Consider the following 24,069-nt stretch of genomic DNA (forward strand, 5'->3'; position numbering starts at 1 on the left):
GAGTTATATGTAAAACCTTACTCAACGCAGCTGTCTGTAAGAATACCGAATCGTTGTTGAAGTATTGGCCCAATCTCTTTAAGCGGGCCTTCGCTTAACATACTATCGTGGGAACAATTAATATCATACAAGGCGATGTTTCCTTCAATATACTCCCCCCATAAGTGCGGATCGTAATTAACATTATCGGCTTCGCTATGGCTTTGTAGTGCCCTAAAGAATACGAGGTCACCTTGGAACCGGCTGGGTGAAAATTCGCTGAGCAAATGCGGTGCATCTCGGAACTCAGCAAGAATACGTTCGAAAATATTCTGATCGAGGCTTGCTAATGGATGCTCGATCTCAGACAGCCGTTTTTTCAAGCCAACCACGCTAAACTGCCGCTCGTTTTCAGGTACCGAACCGGTAAATGCCTCAAACATTGCACGCAGGCTTTCCCGATCGGTGCGTACCATGTCTCTGTAAGTCTTCCACAATGGATAACCATCCATAAAGATCAGGACATTGACCACTTGATTATCCTTTTGCAGCAAGGTGGCTATTTCATGAGCGAGATGGCAACCGAAAGACCAGCCCAACAATGAATAAGGCCCCTCTGGCTGGATCTTATAAATATCTGCCAGATAATTTTTCGCCATGTCATAAATCGATGTTGGTACAAGGCCGGTGCTCAACCTGCGTGCCTGAATGCCATAAAGAGGCTGCTGCTCGCCCAGATACGGGATCAACCCCGCATAAGACCAACTCAATCCTCCCCCGGGGTGTAAACAGAACAACGGCGTTTTTTCACCAGCCGGTTGCAATGGCAGCATGACGTCCAGAATATTGCCACACGGATTGCTTTCAAGACGCCGCGCCAGCAGTGCAACGGTGGGCGATTCAAACAGGTCACGAATAGTTAGCTTCTCATCCAATTCTTTTTCGATACGCGCAATCAACCGTGCTGCCAGCAGTGAATGCCCTCCCAGTACGAAGAAGCTGTCATCAATACTGATGTGTCCAACACTCAATAGCTCGCAGAACTGCGCGTAAAGCCATTTCTCGCTTTCAGTCTGTGGTTGGCGTCCTTGCCGCGAACCCAAGTTTAGGTGTGGCAACGCGACAACATCCAACTTGCCATTGGCGTTTAATGGCAGTTCTGTCAGCAGCATGACCACAGCAGGCACCATAAAATCAGGTAAATGCTCACGCGCATGCTGTTGCAGTAACACCGGTAGATCTTCGGGGCTTGCAAAGGGCACCACATAGGCAACTAATTGTTTATTGCCCGAATGATCCTCGCGCGGAATGACCACCGCTTGCTGCACGGCGGAGTGCTGCTTCAGCACGACTTCGATTTCCCCCGGTTCAATCCGGAAACCGCGAATTTTCACCTGCTGATCGCTGCGGCCAACAAAGTTGAGCACGCCATCACGCCGCCATTTCACCACGTCCCCGGTGCGGTACATGCGGCTACCCGCAGGCCCGAAGGGATCGGCGATAAAGTGTGCCGCACTTTGCCCCGGACGCTTAAAATAGCCACGCGCCAGGCCGCGGCCGGCAATGTATAGCTCCCCTGGCGCGCCAACTGGCACCGGCTGTAAAAATTCATCTAATACATAGAGGCTGGTGTTATCCAACGCGGCACCAATAGGGACGTCCAGATAAGGGGCATCTGTTTTGGCGATGGGGTAATCCGTGGCGTAGGTGGTGGTTTCCGTTGGGCCATAGATATTCATCAATTCAAGATTGGGCCAATGTTCCCGCACCGCCTGCACCGCGCTGGCGGATATCTTTTCACCACCGGTGAATACCTTCTGCAAAGAACCCAGGCATTGCGGATGTTCTTCCGCAATCAGCCTGAATAACCCTGATGTCAGAAATGCGGCGGTTACTTGTTGTTCAACGATGGTCGATGTCAACAGATCCAGATCGAGATCGTTGCCCGGCACGATGACGGCCTGATGGCCGTTAAGCAGAGTGGCCCACAGCTCATAGGTTGAGGCATCAAATGCGTAGGGGGAATGCAACAGAACACGCTGGTGATGCTCGCTGCGCCAGCGCCGATCGAGAGTCAGGGTAATGACGTTATCTTGCGTGGTGGCGATTCCTTTGGGCTGCCCCGTGGAACCTGAGGTAAACATCACGTAGGCCAGATTCTGGGCGCTTACCGGCTCGCTGACCCACGCAACATTGTTCTGGGTACTGGCGTTGACTACGATTTCCACCTGTAAACTGGCCGGCAAAACCACGTGGCTATGTGTATCATCCACCAACGCAACCTGCATCCCAACTTCATCCACTATATGCTGCCAGCGTTCCAAGGGATCGCTGGTACGCAGCGGCACATAGAACCCTCCGGCCTTAATTACCGCCAATATGGCGATCGCGAGCGACAGCGAGCGCTCCATCAGCAATGCAACGCCATGTTCCGCTTTCACGCCAAGCAGTTGCAGGCGTTGTGCCAAATCATTTGCGCGCGCGTTCAGTTGTGCATAGGTAAGCTGCTCATCACCACAACTCAGAGCAATGTGTTCTGGTACCACCGCCACCTGTTTTTCAAACAGGCAGGCCAGCGACACCATCGGCACTTTCTGTTCCGTGGCATTCCACTCGGTTATCATTTTGCATTGCTGCTCGGCTGTTAATAGTGGAATGTTCGCCACTGGTGTGTCTGGTTTTTCTGCAATGAACGACAGCAATCGAACAAGGTACTGCGCAAGCGCCGCCACCGTATCGCAATCAAACAGATCGACAGCATACTCAATCTGGGCATTGAGTGCACACACCTCGCCATCATCGCTATAGACTTCATCAAAATTGAACGTCAGATCGAATTTGGCAGGGACAAAACCAACCGGCTGCGGTTTTGCCTGTAAATTGGCAAATTGCAGGGTGTTGTCGCCGTTATTTTGCAATACCAACATTACCTGGAACAACGGATGTCGTGAGGCAGAACGCTCAGGGTTAAGCGCTTCTACCACCTGATCAAAAGGCACATCCTGATTTGCATAGGCAGAAAGCATGAACTCACGCACGCTGGCAAGCAACTGATTAAATTCAGGGTTACCCGCGCAATTTACTCTCAGCACCAGCGTATTGACAAAGAAGCCAATCAAATTGGCCATAGCTTCGTCGACTCGCCCGGCAACACCTGTGCCCAGCGTAATATCATCGCCAGCCCCCATCCGGCTAAGCATGACGGCGACTCCGGTTTGCAGCAACATAAATGGCGTTACGCCCTCATCACGCGCCAGTTTTTTCAGGCGGCCATAAAGCGCTTGGTCAATCGCATAGCTGACCCGGGCACCTTGTTGACTCGGTACAGATGAACGCGGGCGATCGATAGGTAGATAAATTTCCTGGGGCGATCCTGCCAGCGCGCTACGCCAGAATTCGATTTGCTGTACGCCGCGTGTGGAGGCATCCTGCACATCCCCCAATAGTTGGCGCTGCCATAGCGCGTAGTCGGCGTATTGCACGGTTAGTAGCGCCCACTTCGCTTCCTGGCCCACGCAACGCGCCTGATAGGCCAAAGACAGATCGTGTAACATTGGCCCTAACGAACCGCCGTCACAGGCAATGTGGTGAATGACCAGCAGCAGCACATGTTCGTTCTGGTCCGGTAAGTGGAACAACCACCCACGCAGCGGTAAATCATTTGCCAGATCGAACTGCCAGGCGGCAGCTTTGTCGATGCTTTCCTGCAGCTCCTCCGGTGTCACATTGCCGATGATCAGAGACGGCACCACGCTATCAGGCGCTAGAATATGCTGATAAGGCTGATCAAGATGCAGAGGATATTGCGTGCGCAGAACCTCATGGCGCTGTACCAGATCGCCCAATGCCTGGCGCAATGCTCCATCATTGAGCGGCCCATTCAGCTTCAAGGCAAGCGGCATATTATACGCGGCATGATCGTTGCCAATGTTATCCAACAGCCACATTCGCTGCTGGGCAAAGGAAAGGGGTAAATATTCCTCACGGGCCTGGCGCGTGAGCGTTTCACGGCGTTGAGTGCCCTTTATCGCCAACTGCTCGGCAAACTGCGCCACGGTTGGGTAATCAAACAGTGTGCGGATCGGTAACTCAATGGCTAATACTCTGGATACACGGCTAATCAGGCGCATCACTAACAGCGAGTGGCCGCCCAACGCAAAAAAGTTGTCGTCCATGCCTACCGTTTCCAGCCCCAGCACCTCGGCAAACAACCCTGCCAGAATTTCTTCCTGCGCCGTGCGCGGCTGGCACCGTCTGCCGCCATGGTTGAAGTCTGGTACCGGTAATGCGCGTTTATCCAGTTTCCCATTGACCGTTAAAGGGAAACGCTCAATCTGAAGGATGGCCGCAGGCACCATATAGTCAGGGAGTTTTGCCGCCACGCGGTGATGCAGTGCCGCCGTGTCAATAGCAGCGTCACTGTCGCTGGTGATATACCCCACCAATTGTGGATTGCCAGGCTGATCTTTACGCATCAGCACCACGGCTTGGGTGACCTGCGGGTCATCCGCCAGAGCCGCTTCAATTTCGCCCAGCTCAATGCGGAAACCACGTAGTTTCACCTGCTGATCGGCTCGGCCTATATAGATCAGCCCGCCTTCTGGCGATCTGAAAGCTAAATCGCCCGAACGGTACATACGGGAACCCGGTTCACCATACGGGTCGGCGACAAAGCGCTCGGCGCTTAACCCCGCGCGGTTCAAGTAACCGCGCGCTAGCCCGGCACCAGCAATGTACATTTCCCCTTCAACACCTATAGGAACATAGCGCAAAGCGTTATCCAACACATAGATACGCAGATCGGGGATCCCAACACCAATCGGGCTACCCGACTGGCTGCGCATCATTGCCGGAGTCAGCGCCTGATAGCTGACGTGCACGGTTGTTTCGGTAATGCCATACATGTTGATTAATTCAGGCGCTGCCGAATCGTGGCGTTGGTACCAACGTTCAAGCTGGCTGAGATCCAGCGCTTCCCCACCGAATACCACTTTGCGCAGCGTCAGTGGATATTTCTTCTCGCGATCGCTTTGATCCGCTTCTATCAATTGATAGAAGGCAGAGGGCGTCTGGTTTAATATCGTGACTTTCTCTTCGCTCAGTAGCTTGAGGAATGCCTGAGGATCGCGGCTCACCATAAACGGTACGATGACCAGCCGCCCGCCATATAACAATGGCCCCCAGATTTCCCACACTGAAAAATCAAAAGCATACGAATGGAACAGGGTCCAGACGTCATTACGGCCAAAATCGAACCACGATTGCGTTGCTGTAAAGAGCCGTAACACGTTTTCGTGCGGGATCAGCCCCCCTTTCGGGTTCCCCGTAGAGCCAGAGGTGTAAATGATATAGGCCAGGTTTGCCGTACTAACTGGGCGTAAAAGTTCATCGGGTTGAAGATCCCGTTTGCTGAACGGTGCCAGGCGCTGCTGATATTCAGGAATATCAACCACCAAATCAGACGTGGAGCCGCTTAACGTGCCGGCATTTTCTGCGTTGGTGATGATAAGCGTCGGTTTGGCATCTGACACGATAAAACCAAGCCGTTCGGCAGGGTTATGGAGATCCAGTGGTAGATATGCAGCGCCAGCTTTTAATACGGCTAACAACGCAATCAGTGTCTCCATCGAACGTGGCAACGCCAATGCCACGACATCCTCAGTGCCAATGCCGCGGTTCACCAAATAACGAGCCAACTGATTGGCCCGCTGATTAAGTTCGCCATAGCTCAGGCGATCGTTGCCCAGGCTCAGCGCAATCGCATCCGGCGTTTCGCACGCGCGTTTTTCAAACATTCCGTGGAGCGTATCGGCTGGCAATGATGCCAGCACAGGGTAAGGTTGAACCATGGCCTGAACTTCTTGCGCCAGCAGCAGCGGTACGCTGCCAATAATCGTCTGCGGATCGTCAATGATGGCATGCAGTATCAGCATGAAGCGCTCGGCCAGGTTTGCCACAGTTTGATCGTCAAACAGGTCTGGCAATGAGCTGAAGCGCAGGGCTAGCGTTTCACCCGGAACCGCCACCAACCCAAGCGGGTAATGCGAGGCATCCCCGCCATGGTGCACCGTTAGCGAGATGTTCAGCGCGGTATCAGATTGCTCACTGCTGCCTTCTATGAGCGGGTAGTTCTCGAACACCATCAAGGTATCAAACAGCTCGCCATAACCGGCATCCGCCTGGATGGTCGTCAGGTCAAGATATTGGTAATCAAGCAACCGGGTTTGCTCTGCCTGTAGGCGTTGCAAAAGCGTAGTAAACGTCTCCGCCAGGCTGAACGTCAGGCGTAATGGCACGGTATTGATTAGCAACCCAACGATGCTTTCCACGCCGGGCAATTCACCTGGCCGGCCGGAAACCGTGACGCCGAACACTACATCGCTGCGCCCCGTCATTCCCCCCAGCAGCACGCCCCATGCGGCCTGGATCAATGTATTTACCGTCACGCCAAGCTGTTTGGCGCGTAAGTTCAGCCGCTGCGTGTATGCCACATCCAGATGCTTATGCAACAGATTCGGTTGCAGATTTTCCGTGGTGCGCCCCTTTGCCAGGCAAGTTGGTGCCGCCAGGCCACTTAGCGTTTCGCGCCATACGGCTCGCATTTCGTCAACATCACGCGCCGCAATCCATTGCAGATAGTTGCAATAGGGGGTGATCGGCGGCAAGGTGCTGCCTTGCGCATCACCCAGATACAGAGTGCATAACTCTTGCAGCAGGATAGGAATTGACCAGCCATCCAACAACAGGTGATGGTTGGTAAAGACCAGATAATGCTGCTGTACCGCCAGTTTGACCAGGGTGAATCGCAGCAACGGCGGATCGTGCGGATCAAAGCGCTCATCATAATCGGTCTGTAACAGCGCGGCGAATGCTGGCTGTTGCTGCTCTGGTGATAGATGGCTCAAATCCACCTCACGCCACGGCAACGGTAGCCCCACCAAGATCAGTTGCACCGGCGTTTCTACGTCTTCGTACTCAAACCCCGCGCACAAGTGCGGGTGACGTTGCAGTAAGGTTGTGACAGCCTGTTTCAGCTTTTGGCTATCTAAAACGCCAGCAAACTGGAAAACCTGTTGCACCTGATACGCATCACTGCCTTGGGTATCGTACAACATATGGAACAACAGACCTTTCTGTAATGGCGATAATGGTAGTATCTCTTTAATTTCCATATTTATTTCTTCTTCTTCCACTTGGCTTGAAGTTTTTCCAAGCTATTCTGTTTAAGCGATAGCATCGTGATATCCGATGGTGTGAATCCCCCCGCGTCAGGCACCGTAGAAAGCTGCGACATTGCTTTTAGCCAACGGAACCAATGGTTACCCAACACGCTAATACTCTTTTCCGTGTGCAGCGCTCTGGCCCATGACCAGTTGGAAACCAGAACCGGCCCTTCCGATCGCTCTTCTACCAACGCATTGAGTGAAAGCGCATGAGGGAGCGCAAAATTGTCATCAGCCGTTGTATCCAGCAGATTCGCCTCTGCGGCCACCTGCCAGTCACGATCGCCACCCGCAGCCATGCGGCCCAGATAGTTGAAACCAATCTGGGCCTGCTGCTGCTGTGACAAGATTGGCCGTGTTTGCGAATTCAGATAGCGTAGCAACCCATATCCAAGGCCGTTCGCAGGCACTTGGCGTAGCTGCTCTTTGATGCGTTTTAGCGCATGACCTAATGAATAAGGGTCTGCCATCTGCGTAGCGCCCGGTTCGAGCCGCACAGGATACATGTTGGTGAACCAGCCAACAGTGCGCGACAGCTCCGTGCCGGGAAGTTCTTCACGCCCGTGCCCTTCAAGATCCAGCAGGACATCCGTCTGTGAAGTTTGCCGCCAGTCATTAACGGCCAGAGCAAAGGCGCAGAGTAGCACGTCGTTGATACCGGCATGGAAGAGCGCCGGTATCGTCCCCAGCAACGGTTGGGTAAATGCCGCCGGTAACTCGAGCCGCAGTGAATCGCTGGCCGCAACGGTGTCTTGCGTCCCGTCTAACGGGCGGGAAGTCAGCAACGTATCCGGCTTCGCCAGCACCGTTAGCCAGTGATTCAGTTCGTTACGCCGCGCATTGGCCTCTTGCTGCAATTGATACGCCCATGCACGGAAAGAGGTACCCACCGGCAACGGATCCGGCGTTTTCCCCGCGCTCAGGGCTGCCCAGATGTTTTGCAAATCCGGCGCTAAAATACGCCAAGAGACACCGTCCACCACCAAGTGGTGAAATACCAGCATCAGCCGACCAGGCTGCCCGGCTGATGCACGGAACCAAACCGCCTGTAGCATTTTGCCCGCCGCCGGATCGAGGCGCTGTTTTGCGCGTTGGCTTTCTGCCTTGATGCAGCGTTGTAGTTCCGCCAGCGTGAACGCCTGGCAATCCACAATGCTCAATGCACCATCCACGACTGACATCATTGGCGGAATGGTCAGCAGGACATCACCGCTCGTGGAGCGATTCGCCACCAGGCGCAAGGCATCGTGCTGCTCTAACAGCAGCGTCAGCATCTGCCTGAGTTGTTTCTCATCCAGATGCTCCGGCGTTTGCAACAACGTTGCCTGGCTGAACCCGTTGATGTTACCGGGGTTTTCCATCAACCAATGGATAATTGGTGTAACGGGTAATTCACCTACCGCGCCAACCCGCGTTTCAGCAACCGTGGTAATGTTCGCCTGCATTTTTCTGGCCAAGGAAGCAACGGTTTTGTGCTCAAAGACCTGGCGTGGTGTGAATATCCAACCAGCCTGGCGCGCACGCGCGACCAGCTGTATCGCGGTGATACTATCACCCCCCATTTCGAAGAAGCTGCCGTCAATATCAACCTGTTCCACGCCCAATAAATCGGCAAAGAGCGTGCAGAGCAGTTGCTCTTGCGTATTGTGCGGGCCACGGTGATGGGGCTGATGGAAATCAGGCTGCGGCAATGCGTGCCGATCGACTTTACCGTTCGGCGTAACCGGAATTGCCGGCAGCATGACGATGGCCACAGGCACCATATATTCCGGCAGGTGGCTACGCAGATATTCGCGTAGTTCTGCGGTATTAACGTCCCCTTCACTCACCACGGCGTAAGCAACCAGTTGGCGAAGCCCCGGCTTATCTTCACGCACGATCACCGTGGCCTGGCTCAGTTGAGGATGCCTCAGCAGCAGGGATTCAATTTCACCCAATTCAATACGGAAACCCCTGATCTTGACCTGATGATCCACACGCCCAGCAAACATCAGCTCACCGTTGGTTTGCCAATAGGCGACATCGCCGGTGCGATACATTCGGCTACCTGCCACGCCAAACGGGTTCGCTACAAAGCGTTCCGCTGTTAAATCCGGGTGCCGCACGTAGCCACGGGCTAGGCTTTCACCTGCGATATACAACTCGCCTTTTACCCCTGGCGCGACCGGTTGCAAACGCTCATCCAGAACATAGACCTGCATGTTGACGATCGGCGTGCCGATAGGCGGCGCTTTTCCAGCCGCCAACGGTTGGCTCATGGTGACGCAGACCGTGGATTCACTTGGCCCGTAGGCATTGATCATCCGGCGCCCCTGGCCCCAATAGTCGATCAGCTCCGGCTGGCAGGCTTCGCCCGCCACCACCAACGTTTCCAACGCAGGCAATGGCTTACGCGGCATAACCGCCAACCCCACCGGTGGCAACGTGGCGTGCGTCACGCCCTGGGCCAGCATCAGTTCATACAGCGGCTCCCCCGGTGACAGCGCATCACGGCCTGCAACGACCAGCGCCGCACCGCTTAACAGCCCCATACTGATATCCCAGAACGAGGCATCGAAGCTCGGTGAAGCAAACTGCAACACGCGGCTTTGCGGCGTGACATGTAATCGCTCGACCATGCTGGCAACCAGGTTGCTGATACCCCGGTGCGTCACCAGAACGCCTTTCGGCAAACCGGTAGAACCAGAGGTGTAGATAATGTAGGCCGCATTATCGATGCTCAACTTCCTTGGCAAAGTAATGCTTTCCGCTTGCTGCCGGGCCAATTGCGTATGTAGCGCCGGTTGGTCAATCTGCAAGCTGGAATACTGCGCCCCCAGTTTTTGCACGAACGCAGAATCCGTGATGACCAGCGCAGGCTGCGAGTGTTCCAACATATAATTCAGGCGTTCCTGAGGATAATCAGGATCAAGCGGTAAATATGCAGCGCCGGTTTTCAGCGTAGCAATCAGCGCGACAATCAGATCAACCGAGTGCGGTAGTACGATGGCAATGATGTTTTCTGTGCCAACGCCCCTTTCCATCATCAGATTCGCCAACCGGTTAGCCCGTTGATCCAACTGGCTATAAGTCAGCCGTTCGCTTTCCCCCAGCAGGGCAGGCGCATCCGGTGTTGCTTTGGCAAGGGCTTCGAATTGTTCGGCAAACGTCTTGGCCGGCAATTGCCGGGCAGTGTTATTCCATTCGTTGACAATCTGTTGGCGTTCGTGCGCGCTAAATAGCTCCAGCTCATTGATATTGCAGCATGTATTGCAACTGATGGCCGCCAGCATATTAGCGAAATAGCCCGCCAAGCGCTCAACAGTTTCGCCATCAAACAAGTCGGTAGCATATTCAAAGATGCCGTTTAATGAGGTTGGCGTTTCTTCAAAGTTGAATGTCAAATCAAACTTCGCCACCGGCAGCAACGGTGTACCAACGCGGGTGCTCAGGCCATCAAAATGGACCTCGCCACGGGCGTTGTTTTGCAATACCAACATCACCTGGAACAGCGGATGGCGCGCCAAGGAACGCTCTGGGTTCAACGCTTCCACCAGGTTTTCAAACGGCAAATCCTGATGTTCATACGCCTGCAATGCACTATCGCGCACGCGCGCCAGCAATTGATCAAAGGTCGGATTCCCAGAAACATCGGTGCGCAACACCAATGTATTGGTGAAAAAGCCGATTAGAGGTTCCAGCGCTTCATCGGTACGGCCAGCAATAGCCACGCCCAGTGGAATGTCATGGCCCGCGCCTAACCGGCTCAGCAGCACCGCCAAGGTCGCCTGCAACACCATAAACAGGCTCGCATTCTGCTGCCTTGCTAGCTCAAGCAAACGTGCATAGACCTCTGGATCAACGTCAAAACGCCATTGCCCACCTTGATAGCTTGAGCTTTGTGGCCGTGGCCTGTCGGTTGGCAACTGCAACTCTTCCGGCAGTCCATGCAGCACTTCGCGCCAATACGCCAATTGGTGGCTTTGCAGGCTGCCCGTATCACGGGGATCGCCCAACAGTTCGTGTTGCCACAGAGTGTAATCGGCATACTGCACCTGAAGTGGTGCCCAGTTCGGCGCTTGCCCCTGCAACCGAGCATGATACGCCAGCGCCAGATCACGCAGCAGAGGAACAAGCGATGCCCCGTCGCTGGCGATGTGGTGCATCAGGAATAAAAGCACATGATAATTCGGTTCAACATGGAACAGCAAAGCCCGGCAGGGGTTTTCATTCGCTAAATCAAAGATATATCCTGACGCTGCCAGCACCTCTTCATCTAAATTCTCAGCAAGGACGTGGTGCAGCGTCAGTTCGCACCGCGCGTCTTCCCCGCAGGCAATCTGCTGATAAACGTTACCATCTGACAGCTCCTGAAAGCGTGTGCGCAGGCTTTCATGGCGTTCCACCACATCATTCAACGCTGCTGCCATGGCAGGAACGCTCAATTCCCCCTGCAACTCCAGCGTCAACGGCATGTTATAAAGGGATTTACCCCCTTCAATGCGGTCAACCATCCATAGCCGGCGCTGGGCCGCAGACAACAACAGGCATTCTGGCCTTGGTTTCACCTGCAACGCTGGGCGCAGTGTGCTCCCTTGCCCCAGGCGCTGCGCAAACTGCGCTACCGTTGGTGCTTCAAACAGATCGCGGATGCTGAGGTCCACCTTTAGCGCTTTGCGAACATGGCTGACAAAGCGCGATGCCAACAGGGAATGACCACCCAGATCGAAGAAATTATCGTCGATGCTAACCTGGGACAAACCGAGGACCTCGGCAAACAAGTGGCACAGTTTGCTTTCCTGCTCATTGCGTGCGGTTCGTCCGTGGCCAACGTTGAATTCTGGAACGGGTAACACGCGCATATCGACTTTCCCGTTGGCAGTCAGCGGGAATCTCTCTACTACGCTCACAACTGCCGGCACCATAAAATCTGGCAACCGGGCGCTCAGCGTTTGTCGCAGCAATGTGGGTTCACACTGTCCGATTTTTTCGGCAATGACATACGCGGCCAGCTGTTTATTTCCTTTTTGCGGTTCGAAAATGCACACGAACGCCTGGGCAACGCCTTCCTGCTCCAGCAATGTCGCTTCTATCTCGGCAAGCTCGATGCGGAAACCGCGTATTTTGACCTGCTGATCGCCACGGTTTAAGTACTCCAGAACCCCTTCCTGCCGCCAACGAACCCAGTCGCCAGAACGGTACATGCGATCGCCACTGCTGCCGAAAGGATTGGCGATAAAGTGTGATGCCGTCAGGCCGGGTTGGTTAAGGTAGCCGTGCGCAAGCCCAGTACCGGCGATATACAACTCGCCAGAAACGCCGACAGGCACGGGTTGCAAGTAGGTATCAAGCACATACACTTGCATATTGTCCAACGGCGTACCAATAGGCACCGAAGCGCTATCCGGTACGCTATACATAGCATAGGTTGTTGCAAAGGTAGTGGTTTCGGTTGGCCCGTAGCCGTTCATCATTACCAGTCCAGGGCAGCGCCGCATAACGGTTTCGATAGCGGATTTTGGCAATACATCGCCACCGGCGAGTAACAGGCGCACACTGGCCAGGGAAGAGGCGTGGTTTTCCGCCATCAGCCGGAACAGGCCAGCCGTTAGCCACAGGGCGGTTATTTTTTCATTGGCGATGGTCTGCGCCAGCACATCAATATCCAGCTCACCCTTTGGCACCACCACTAATTGCCCACCGCACAATAGCGGCACCCAAAACTCGTAGGTCGAGGCATCAAACGCAGCAGGGGAATGCAGCAGCACACGCTGATGATCTTCTGGCACCCAGCGGCGATCGCAAGCTAGTGCTATAACGCTTTCCTGGTTTATCGCAATGCCTTTAGGTTTACCGGTTGACCCAGAGGTATACATAATGTAAGCAAGGCTGGAGGGTCCGGCGTTGGTTGTCGGGTTGATTTTTGACCAGCGTTTCCCAGCAGAATCGGCCACGTTGCGTATCACAAAGCGCGCCGTTGGCAGGTGGTTATCGACATCAGTAATCAATACCGCTGCACCTGCGTCATCCAGCATCATTTGCTGCCGTTCCAGAGGATCACTGGCGCGCAATGGCAGATAGGCTGCACCAGCCTTGATCACCGCCAACGTGGCAATGACCTGATCGATCGAATGCGCCATGAGCAACCCGGCGCAAAACGCTTCCGCCCCGGTGAGTTCGCGTAACCGGTGTGCAAGGTGATTGGCCGCGATGTTCAACTGGGCATAGGTTAACGTTTTGCTGCCTTCTTTAACAGCAATAGCGTTTGGTGAACGGGCAGCCTGCTGTTCAAACAGTACACCCAACGACAGGTTTGGCAATTCTACGAGCGTATTGTTCCAAGTTTTGAGCAGTTGTTGACGTTCAAACGTATTTAACAAGCAAATTTCACTAATTTTCTCAGTGGGCCTGTTTGTCATAATGTTCAATACACTGAATAAGCGGTCTACAAATCCCGCAACGGTTTGCGCATCGTATAGGTCAGTCGCAAATTCAATATGTCCTCTTAAAAGACCTTGTTGTACATCCTCTTTGAAAACAAACAGGAGATCGAACTTTGCCGTTTTAGTTAATAACTCCTGTTGCTCAATACGTAACGGCAAAAAGATATTGCCCAACGAAAATTCCTCTTCCAGCACCATCATGACTTGAAATAATGGATGCTTAGACGCGGAACGATGTGGGGTTAAAAACTCGACAACTTGCTCAAAAGGCAAATCCTGATGCATATAAGCATCAAGTACTGTTTTACGAACCTGTGCTATCAGGGAGACAAAATCAGGATTACCAGAAAGGTTGGTACGTAATACCAATGTATTGGAAAAAAGGCCAATTAATGGCATTTGGGCTTCATCTGTACGACCCAAAACGGGAGTGCCTACCGATATATCATCACCGGCCCCCATTCGATGAAGCAACACAGCAAGAGCCGTTTTTAGAACCATGAACAGACTGGCTTCCGCTTGTAAAGCCAGGCGTTTTAGACCCTGATATATATCCGGAGGAACTGAGAATTTATAGCAATCACCTTTGTTACTTGGTTTCGTGGGCCTAGATTGTACACTAGCTATTGTTACCTCTTCTGGTAATAACGCTAGCTGGTTACACCAGTAATGCATTTGTTCCGCATACAAACCTACCGATTTTTGCTCATCAGATAGTAATATATGTTGCCATAATGTGTAATCTGCATATTGCACTGGCAAAGGCGGCAGTGAAGAATTTTCTCCTTTCAAGTGAACCTGATAGTAATGGCCCAAATCATGTAGTAGGGGGGAGATAGAACCACCATCTCCCGCAGTGTGATGGATTAATAGCAAGAATATATGCTGCTCGGGTTTTATCCGATACAACCAAGCTTTAATAGGCAATTCTTTATCAAGCCTGAAGATATAACCAGCCTGCTGAGTTAACTCTCTTGTAATTTGAGACTCATCCAACTCGTGAGCATGCAATGAGAACGAGATTTCTTCCGTCGATACAATATATTGGCATGGTATATCATCCTGTAAGGTCAGATAAGTACGCAAACTTTCGTGCCGTTTCACTACATCAGACAGCGCTGCTGAAAGTGCGATGGTATCCAATTCACCATAGATGCGTAATGCCATAGGCATATTATATGCACTGCTCTCATTAATCTGTCCCTGTAACCACAGACGTTGTTGGGCAAATGACATTGGCAAGATATTTGGTCGTGACTGGGGGGTCAGTTTTTCTCGTAGAGAATATTTTTTGTCTGTGTCAGCTATAACCTTGGAAAGCGCTTTAACCGTTGGAGATTCAAAAATAGCTTTTAGAGGTAATTCAATATCTAACTGAATGCGTAAACGAATAAGTAACTGTATTGCTAGTAGAGAATTTCCACCAAGATTGAAGAAGCTATCATTAATACCTATCGACTCAAATCCTAAAACCTCCTCAAAGATTTTGCATAAGATTTTTTCCTGGGATGATTCTGGTAAAACTCGCTCACCTGACTTGAATATCGGTGCTAGCAAAGCGTGGCGGTCTATTTTACCATTCGGCATCAGTGGAAAACTATCCACTATCATAATAACTGCCGGCAGCATATAGTCAGGTAGATGTTTTTTCAGCCATTTATTTAATTCTTCCGACGAGCAAGAATTGGGTTTGCGCAAAACAACGTAGGCTACCAAATATTTGTTGCTGATACTTTCTTTTCCGTACGCAATGACTAGCGCATTCTTTATTAATGGTGATTTCAGGAATGTATTTTCAATTTCTCCCAACTCAATTCGATAACCACGAATTTTTACTTGATTATCGACACGCCCCAAGAAATTGACATTCATATCACTTCCCCAGCAAGCCAGATCGCCGGTACGATACATACGCTGCCCAGCGGTTCCAAAAGGATTTGCGACAAATCGCTCGCTGGTCATAGCGGGGAGGTCTAAATAGCCAAGAGCCAATCCATCACCTGCTATATATAGTTCTCCGGGATATCCTACTGGCACAGGCTGAAGAGCCGTATCAAGGATATAGATCTGCGTATTTAGTATTGGTAAACCAATAGAATTTGGCTGCACAGACTTTGCCGTCAGTTCATGTAAAGTAGACCAAATGGTGGTTTCAGTAGGACCATAAACTTGAATGACTCTATGTGCTAGAGACACCATACGTTCAGCCAGATTCTTAGGCAACGAATCACCACCAACGATTGCGGTGAGGTTACTCAATGAGTTTGGCTGATACTCAACCAATCCTTGCCACAAAGCGGGCGTGCCTTGCAAATGAGTTATGTTATTTCGGACGATTTCCGATGCCAATAGATTAGGATCCCGTGTAGTGTCATGAGACGCTAACGCTATTGAAGCTCCATTAACTAATGGTAAGAATATTTCCAAACCTGCGATGTCAAAACCAATCGTTGTAACAGCGAGTATTCGGTTGCTAGGTTTTATTTGCAGTGACATTTGCATTGCGTAAAGAAAATTAGTAAGCGAATGGTGTGTAATCACTACTCCCTTAGGATTCCCTGTCGATCCTGATGTAAACAAGATATACGCAGCTTGATTAGCAGTAGTGACTACTCTAATAGGGTTGTGAATTGATTGAGAATTGACTAATAAGGAGATATTGATATCATCTAATTGTATCTGAAGAGCATCTAAACAAAAGTTAAAATTAACATTAATTGACGTCAATACAATTTTCGGTTTTGCGGTTTCAATAATATATTTCAGACGTTCTTCAGGATAATCAGGATCTAACGGTATATATGTTGCACTTATCTTCGATATAGCTAACAATGCTACAATTAAATCAACGGTCCGAGGTAATAGTAACGCTACGGTGTCATTAGGGAGAAAATGTTGACTTAATAAATAATGACCCAGCTTGTTTGATCTTTCATTAAGTTGAGCGTAAGTTAAAGAAATATCACCACAATATAACGCTGATTTATTTGGGGATTTTTTTACTTGATCTTCAAAACGATCAGCAAGTGTTAACGAAGGGATTGATGCCAGAGTTTTATTATTAATAATTTCTAAATTTCTATATTCATTATCATTTAACAATAACAACGAACCAATGGTAGCATCTTGATTTGTTAACAAATCATAAAAAACTTTCAACATCCGAGAGGTATGTTCAGACAACTGTTCTGGAGAATACAACTCACTATTTGCATCAAATCCAAGGGTCAAAGGAACTTCTTTATTATAATCAAAGAAAAAAATGTTGAGATCAGAAACAGGTCCATTTGCAATATTGCAAGGTAGTATTTTACTTTGATGAAAATATCCACCATTATCAAAGCTTTCAACGTTTATACTTATTCGATATAATGATTCACCACTATTAATTATTTTTAAATCACGACACAGATCTTCATATCTATACTTTTGATGACGTAAGACCGTCATGATTTGTCTCGCTGCTCTGGCTAAAACCGTCTTCAAATCCAAATCTGGCGAAAGTATTAATCGCATTGGAAGTATATTTGCCATCAATCCTGGTATAATACGTTCTTTCCTTCCAAGCCTTCCTGTTACTGGTAAACCGACTATGACTTCAGAAAGTCCCGTCATGCGATGCAAGTAAACGCAAGTTATGGCAATAAGCAAGTTAGGTAATGTGCAATTCATTTCTTTTGATTTTTTATGCAGCAGGTCAGTTAATTCATAACCCAAACTCACACGATGACGTATTATAGTTCTTAAAGGAGGAGCTATTCGATTCGCTAGGCTAGCAGGAGCAGGAATATCAGCAAATAGATTTAACCAGTAATCACGGTCACAAATAAATCTGGAAGAATTATGATAATCAATATCACCATCAATAAGTTCCTTAAATTTACCGAATGGTGAAGGAGGAGGAGAACCATCAATAAAAGAAGCGTTATATAAACTTATGACACGTTGAATAATGAGTGATGCCCCCAAACCATCCATAACTATATGATGATAACAGTGGAAATACAAAAATTTATTTTCTGCTATTTTTATTATTAATATTTCGAATGGAAGCTTCTCACAAATATCAAAAGATTTCTCCGTTCTTGCCATTAAGCAATTTTTAGCTTTCTGGAGTGCAATTTCCTCTCGAAAATCGCTGTAATCAATAATTTTTGGTTCATAGTTATTTATAGAAAAAAACTTCTGTTTAATACAATTATCAAATTTATAAAAACGAGAGTGTAAAGCCTCAGCTTCTTCTACTGTTTTTCTAACCGCCTCAGAAAAATATTCAACATTTATATCACCATCAATTATAAAATATTCGCTTATATTATTTATTGACTTATTTTCTATAATTTCGTTGAATGACCAAATTCCGAACTGCGCAGATGTTAAATTACAATACCCATCCTTATTCATATATAGTCTACCTTAGCTACAAATGTTATAGGGATAATGTTTTTGTTTGGTGGTTTCGCATAGTAAGCGCAACATAATTAAGCTACGAGTAAACAAGTTCGTATCCCTTTAAATAGTCCATTTGGGGTTTTGTCACCATGAGTCTTTCGGGGACGATTATTTAATTCTAAACCGTTATCAAACGTCATTGTTTTAACCATTTGTTTTAACGGGTATAAAGCCCTCACTGTGTCTTCAGTTACTTCTGATGCTTGTTTTCCGTTCAGTTTGATAATGATTATATAGCGTGTCTTACGTTCAACCAGCGTTGATAATACACTTTTTTTATCTTTTCCTATTATCACATCACCTTCCCAATCACCAATTCATGCTTTTTTATCAACGATTTCTTGGCGTTCATTAATACTGACTTTGTTTTTAATTTTTCCCCTTCTTTCATAACAGCCATACCGTTTACGATACGGTTTACTGGCAATTCTGAGATATTGCCATAAGTCACCTCTATCCATTTGATCTCTATAAATCAATCTATAAATGGTCTCATGATGCAAGGATATCCCTTCATACTTCCTTAGATAGTCAACCACCTGTTCAGGACTTAAATCTTGACAAATTAGCCGCTTTATCCATTTTTTTATTTCTTTGGTCACTTTTGTGACTTTCTTAGCAAAATAACAGCAAGATCCCCCTGAAGATGAGCCTGTTTCGGACAATATTCTTTTACTTTCTGATTTTTTTCAGCTCTCTGCTACTGGTTGATAAGTTTCGATTAAGTGATTGAGCAATGAAACGTTGTGAAAAACCCGCTTTTTTTAAACTAAAAATCGGGTATCTTTCTGCTTCGGTCAGCTGTTTATAAATCATAGTGCATTTTTCTGTGGCGGGAAATATGCCTACTATAGTAACTGACCACCCTTCTGAAAAATTGCACTTATTAGTCGAATCCGCCTTTTCTAATTTATTTCACTGTAAACTTTTTAGCCTCATATCTTTCCAGTTACTCTCTACAAGACTCAAACAATTCTCACGTTTTTCTGGTCCGTAGATAACTTGCCAACCAGCAGGTACTGCGATGAATACAGGCCATAGTGAGTGTTGATTTTCATCATTTATTAATACAAAGAAATCAAGAGATTCATTTTCAAATGGATTGCTCAAAACATAAATCCTCAGTTTGGTTCATGATTTAAAAAATCTTATGTATTAACTGTGACAAGTCAATAAAAAATATTTGTTTCGTGACAAAAACCACATTTATGATTATTTTTTATTTTAAAAAAAGTTGAAATAAACAATGAAATAACAAACTCACTGCAAAGACACATATTGAATAACACATTTTTCGTATCATATAATCTAGTGATTAGCTTTCTCTTTTGTGATTAATTTGATTAAGGATAGCATAAAAAAGCGTGGGGCATTATTCTATGCTGTAATCGCTGCGGTTAAATGGTTTTCTGTTTCCTCTCCCAATTTTACTTCCGGATACCAGCGTTCAAATCGTGCCTCTAGCTCACCGTTTAATACGGCCGGGCACGTTTGCAATAAATAATGAGCGCCTTGTTGACTCCATTGCATTTGTTGCTGATAAAGCCTCTTTTTGTCTCTCTATACTTTGGTCAGTTGAGCTGACTCTGATGTAAGTATAACGCATGCTTCCCTTAGCGGTTAACTTTTGGTCGGTTAAATCTAACTGCGTCAAGAGCGTCTATGAAAGGACGGATATCTCTGGTTGTCGTAGCCTCATCAGCATGCATTATGTTGAGATGCCGGCATCCTTGCCCATAGATTATCTAAAAAGATTATTATTCTGTTATTTCAACAGATTTTTCTTATTTTCACAAAACTCTTTATTTAACTTAATAATATAAAATCAGATAAAATAGACTAATATTAAAAATCCCCCTATAATTAAAATAGGGAGATTATACCGTAAGTAAAAATAATTAAATAAAAAATTAACACTGAGGAGCCAAGATTAATTTTTCTTTCCGCCAAAAACGGAAAATAGATATTTTTCTGCGTTGCAGAGAAAAACGGCGAACAATATAGTTTGCTGTCAATTCCAGTGTCAAACACATCACAAAATAAATCAACGCGACAAATAAAAAGACTTCTGTCGGATACACCATACTGCGGTTATTAACCTGAGTTGCCAAGAATGACAGTTCTGCCACGCCAACAATATAAGCCAGGGAAGTGTCTTTTATCAGAGCGATCCATTGATTAATAAAAGAAGGTACCATCATACGTAATGCCTGTGGCAAAACAATGTACCAAAGTACCTGCCAACGGTTAAAACCTAATGATAACCCTGCCTGCCACTGACCCGCACCAATCGCAATAATTCCCGCTTTCACCCCATGAGCCAGATAAGCGGAGGTGATCAACGCCAGAGCACAAACCACTGTAGTAATTTCAGGAATTTCCATACCAAGCATTACAGGCAGCAGAAAGTAAGTCCAGAAAATCAGCATAATGACGGGAATTGCACGGAAAAAACCCAATACTGCGGCTAACAGGTTAACCCAGAAGCCTTTCAACATTGCCAAAGCAACGCCTGCAACTGTACCTAATACAATAGAAATCGCACCCGCCATCAGGCTAATAACTAATGTCAACGCTGCGCCTTCAAGAGGGCCATCAGGAAAGGTTCCTAATAGTAGGTAGCGCCAGTTTTCTGCAATGACTGAAAAATCCATTTTAATATCCTCTTGCTATAGCTTGTTGTTGACGCCATTGTCCCCAACCTTCCATGACCGCAATCGTGGCGATATACAGCACCGTCGCAACACCAAATGCTTCAAATGTCCTCAGTGTTTCGGTTTCCACCTGACGAGAAGCGTATGACAGTTCAGCCACACCAATCGCCATTGTCAGCGACGAGTTTTTCACAATATTCATATACTGTCCCAGTAATGGCGGCATTGCTATCTTCAACGCCTGCGGCAGTACGACATAACGCATCGCCTGCCAGCCGGTCAGCCCCAATGCATGAGCCGCATATTTCTGCCCACGCCCTACACCCTGAATACCTGCCCGTAATTCTTCCGCGACAAAGGGGGCTGAATAGAGGGTCAAACCGATAAATCCAGCCAGAAATTCGAACGAAGGCCATGCCAATGATAGACCTAATAGATTGATTTCATGAGGTGTATTCAGCCAGAACATCACCTCTTGCGGCAGTATTTGCCCTGATGCAAAGTACCAGAAAAACAGTTGCACCAGCAAAGGCGTATTGCGAAACAGGGTGGTATAAGCCGTCACCGGCCAACGGAGAATTTTTAGTTGGCTGTCACGGGCAGCAGCCAGAACAAAGCCCAGCAACGTGGCAGCCACAACGGTACAGGCGGATATCCATAACGTAATCAGGAAACCCTGCCAAAGCCACTCCAGATATTGGGGAGCAAGCAAGTGTTCTGTAACAAATAACTCAAACATATCTTACGATTACCAAACATTACCAATGATAAAACCCCGCAACACAAGGCGCGGGGCTGATTACCAAGGTTTATAACTCATCAGGACTTAGCTTGCTGCTCCAAAGGCGCAAACTTAAAGTCACCTCGCGGCTGAGACGACTTGGTCTCCGGGCCAAACCAGCGGTTATAAATTTTCTCTGCTTCACCCTCTTTTTCCAATTTCAGCAGCGTTTGGTTCACCGCTTCAACTAAGCGCTCTTCCCCTTTTGACGCAGCCACGGCCTGATATTCACGGGTGATGCTGAAAGGAGAGATCTCAAACTCCGCTTTTTGTGCTGCCGGTACGTTAGCCAGCAGACCGACCAGTTTAGCGTCATCCTGAGTGATTGCTTGTACATTGCCGTTACGCAGCGCAGCAAATGCCAGAGGCGTATCGTCATAAGAGATGACTTTCGCTGTCGGATAATGCTCACGCAGAGTGATTTCCTGTACTGTTCCCTTATCAGCACCGATACGTAAGTTTTTAATGTCATCAGGGGATTTCAGAACGCCTTTACGGGCAATAAATTTTTGCCCAGTGGTAAAATAAGGGATTGAAAAATCGACTTGTTTAGCACGCTCATCCGTTACCGTAAAATTGGCAGCAATCAGATCAATTTTCTTTGATGCCAGCAGTGGCAAACGGTTTGCCGGGTTAGTCGGACGCAGTTCCAGTTTAACACCCAGATCATTAGCAATCGCGTTTGCGATATCCACATCATAACCCGCCAGTTTTTTAGTTTGCGGGTCAATAAAACCAAACGGGGGATTACTGTCAAAAACAGCGATCCGCACTGTACCGGCTTTTTTAATATCATCCAGTTTATCGGCCTTCGCAACACCAGTAACCAGTGCTAACCCAGCCAGCAACGCCGTGACAAGAACGCGGGATTTCATTGAAAACTCCTGACGGTAATTAAATGTTTATAATCACCACAAGCTATCAATTTCACTATAGAGCAGGAAATAATATAAAAAACTATATTTATAACTATTAAGAATTATAAGGTAAAACAATGCCGGCAAAAAATGCCAGCATTGTCAGCGAGTTACTTGTTATCTTTAGTCAGCAACCTTTCCAGCTCATCACCACCTACATGCCGGAAATCCTGCCCTTTGACATAGTAGAAAATAAATTCACAGATGTTTTGGCAACGATCGCCAATCCGTTCAATAGAACGCGCACAAAGCAGGGCTGTCAGCACACTTGGGATGGTTCTGGGATCTTCCATCATATAAGTCATCAGTTGGCGGACAATACCTTCATACTCTTTATCCACCTTTTTATCCTCGTGATAGATACGAATAGCTTCTTCCAGATCCATGCGGGCAAAAGCATCTAAAACATCATGCAGCATCTGGATGGTATGGTGGCCAAGCGATTCCAAACTCACCAACAGTGACTGATGCTGATGTGAAAATTTCTCAAGTGCCGTCTGGCAAATTTTCTTTGCCACATCTCCGATTCTTTCCAATTCAGCAATGGTTTTCGAGATTGACATAATCAGCCGCAGATCACTGGCCGTCGGCTGGCGCTTGGCAATGATACGAACACATGCTTCATCAATAGCGACTTCCATCATATTGACTTTATGATCGTCCTCAATCACTTCACGCGCCAGCTCCGCATCCTGATTATGCATCGCGGTAATCGCTTTGGAGAGCTGTTCCTCCACCAGCCCGCCCATCACCATCAGTTCCGTACGGATATGCTCCAGTTCAGCATTAAACTGACCGGAAATATGTTTATTGAGATTCAGATTGTCCATGTTACGCCCCGTAATCAACCATAACGACCGGTAATGTAATCTTCAGTTTGTTTCATTTTTGGTGTGGTAAACAATATGTCTGTGTCACTGAATTCAATCAATTCACCAAGGTACATAAACGCGGTATGATCTGAGCAACGCGCGGCCTGCTGCATATTGTGAGTCACAATTACCACGGTATATTCAGATTTCAATTCGCTGATCAGCTCCTCAATACGACCGGTAGAAATCGGATCAAGTGCAGAGCAAGGCTCATCCAATAATAGAACGTCCGGACGGATCGCAATTCCACGGGCAATACATAAACGCTGTTGCTGACCACCAGACAGACTGTATCCACTCTGATGCAGTTTATCCCGGGTTTCATTCCATAATGCAGCTTTGGTTAAAGCCCACTGAATACGTTCATCCATTTCTGCTCTTGAGAGTTTCTCAAACAGGCGGACACCAAAAGCGATATTGTCATAAATAGACATCGGAAATGGGGTCGGCTTCTGGAATACCATTCCCACTTTGGCACGCAGCAACGCCACATCCTGTTTATCAATCAGGATATTATTGCCATCCAGCAAAATTTCTCCCTCTGCCCGCTGCTCACCATACAATTCGTACATTTTATTGAAAGTCCGTAGCAACGTAGACTTACCGCAACCAGACGGACCGATAAAAGCCGTTACTTTATTCTTTTCAATATTCAACGTAATGTTTTTCAGCGCGTGAAATTTGCCGTAATAAAAGTTCAGATCACGTACCTGAATTTTACTGCCAGCGATATCATTAGCCATGTTCATCTACTTCTCTCTGTTGAAAA

General features: G+C 48.0%; 8 protein-coding genes and 2 pseudogenes. All 10 read right to left on the reverse strand.

The features are described from left to right. Positions 1-17 precede the first annotated feature (17 nt). Positions 18-7,172 carry a phototemtide A non-ribosomal peptide synthetase PttC gene (pttC, locus tag PTE_RS11065; RefSeq protein ID WP_131601488.1) on the reverse strand — a complete coding sequence of 2,385 codons (7,155 nt, stop codon included), beginning with the start codon at positions 7,170-7,172 and terminating at the stop codon, positions 18-20. Continuing rightward, positions 7,154-18,028, reverse strand: coding sequence for a phototemtide A non-ribosomal peptide synthetase PttB (gene pttB, locus PTE_RS11070; protein ID WP_036846283.1), 10,875 nt, complete (start codon positions 18,026-18,028; stop codon positions 7,154-7,156). The genes pttC and pttB overlap by 19 nt, the downstream gene beginning before the upstream one ends. A 77-nt stretch (positions 18,029-18,105) precedes the next feature. Next, positions 18,106-18,892, reverse strand: a pseudogene (locus PTE_RS24540) (IS30 family transposase). A gap of 99 nt (positions 18,893-18,991) precedes the next feature. Continuing rightward, the gene (gene pttA / locus PTE_RS11080; RefSeq protein ID WP_231398182.1) at positions 18,992-19,195 is read right to left on the reverse strand and encodes a phototemtide A NRPS accessory protein PttA; all 204 of its coding nucleotides are present in this window, start codon (positions 19,193-19,195) and stop codon (positions 18,992-18,994) included. 258 nt (positions 19,196-19,453) lie between these two features. Continuing rightward, positions 19,454-19,615: pseudogene (locus PTE_RS26510) on the reverse strand (ISKra4 family transposase); the annotation flags it as partial. A 371-nt stretch (positions 19,616-19,986) separates the two neighbouring features. After that, a complete protein-coding gene (locus tag PTE_RS11085) occupies positions 19,987-20,730 on the reverse strand; it encodes an amino acid ABC transporter permease (protein ID WP_036846286.1) in 744 nt (247 codons plus the stop codon). Position 20,731: 1 nt separating this feature from the next. Next, positions 20,732-21,469: an amino acid ABC transporter permease gene (locus tag PTE_RS11090; protein WP_036846289.1), complete on the reverse strand. Its 738-nt coding sequence runs from the start codon at positions 21,467-21,469 to the stop codon at positions 20,732-20,734. Between the two features lie 80 nt (positions 21,470-21,549). Continuing rightward, the gene (locus PTE_RS11095; protein WP_036846292.1) at positions 21,550-22,386 is read right to left on the reverse strand and encodes an ABC transporter substrate-binding protein; all 837 of its coding nucleotides are present in this window, start codon (positions 22,384-22,386) and stop codon (positions 21,550-21,552) included. A gap of 152 nt (positions 22,387-22,538) precedes the next feature. After that, positions 22,539-23,258: a phosphate signaling complex protein PhoU gene (gene phoU / locus PTE_RS11100; protein ID WP_036846295.1), complete on the reverse strand. Its 720-nt coding sequence runs from the start codon at positions 23,256-23,258 to the stop codon at positions 22,539-22,541. Positions 23,259-23,272: 14 nt separating this feature from the next. Continuing rightward, positions 23,273-24,043, reverse strand: coding sequence for a phosphate ABC transporter ATP-binding protein PstB (gene pstB, locus PTE_RS11105; RefSeq protein WP_422615328.1), 771 nt, complete (start codon positions 24,041-24,043; stop codon positions 23,273-23,275). Positions 24,044-24,069 lie beyond the last annotated feature (26 nt).

Origin of the sequence: Photorhabdus khanii NC19 (assembly GCF_000517265.1) — a bacterium.
GTDB classification, from domain to species: Bacteria; Pseudomonadota; Gammaproteobacteria; order Enterobacterales; family Enterobacteriaceae; genus Photorhabdus; species Photorhabdus khanii.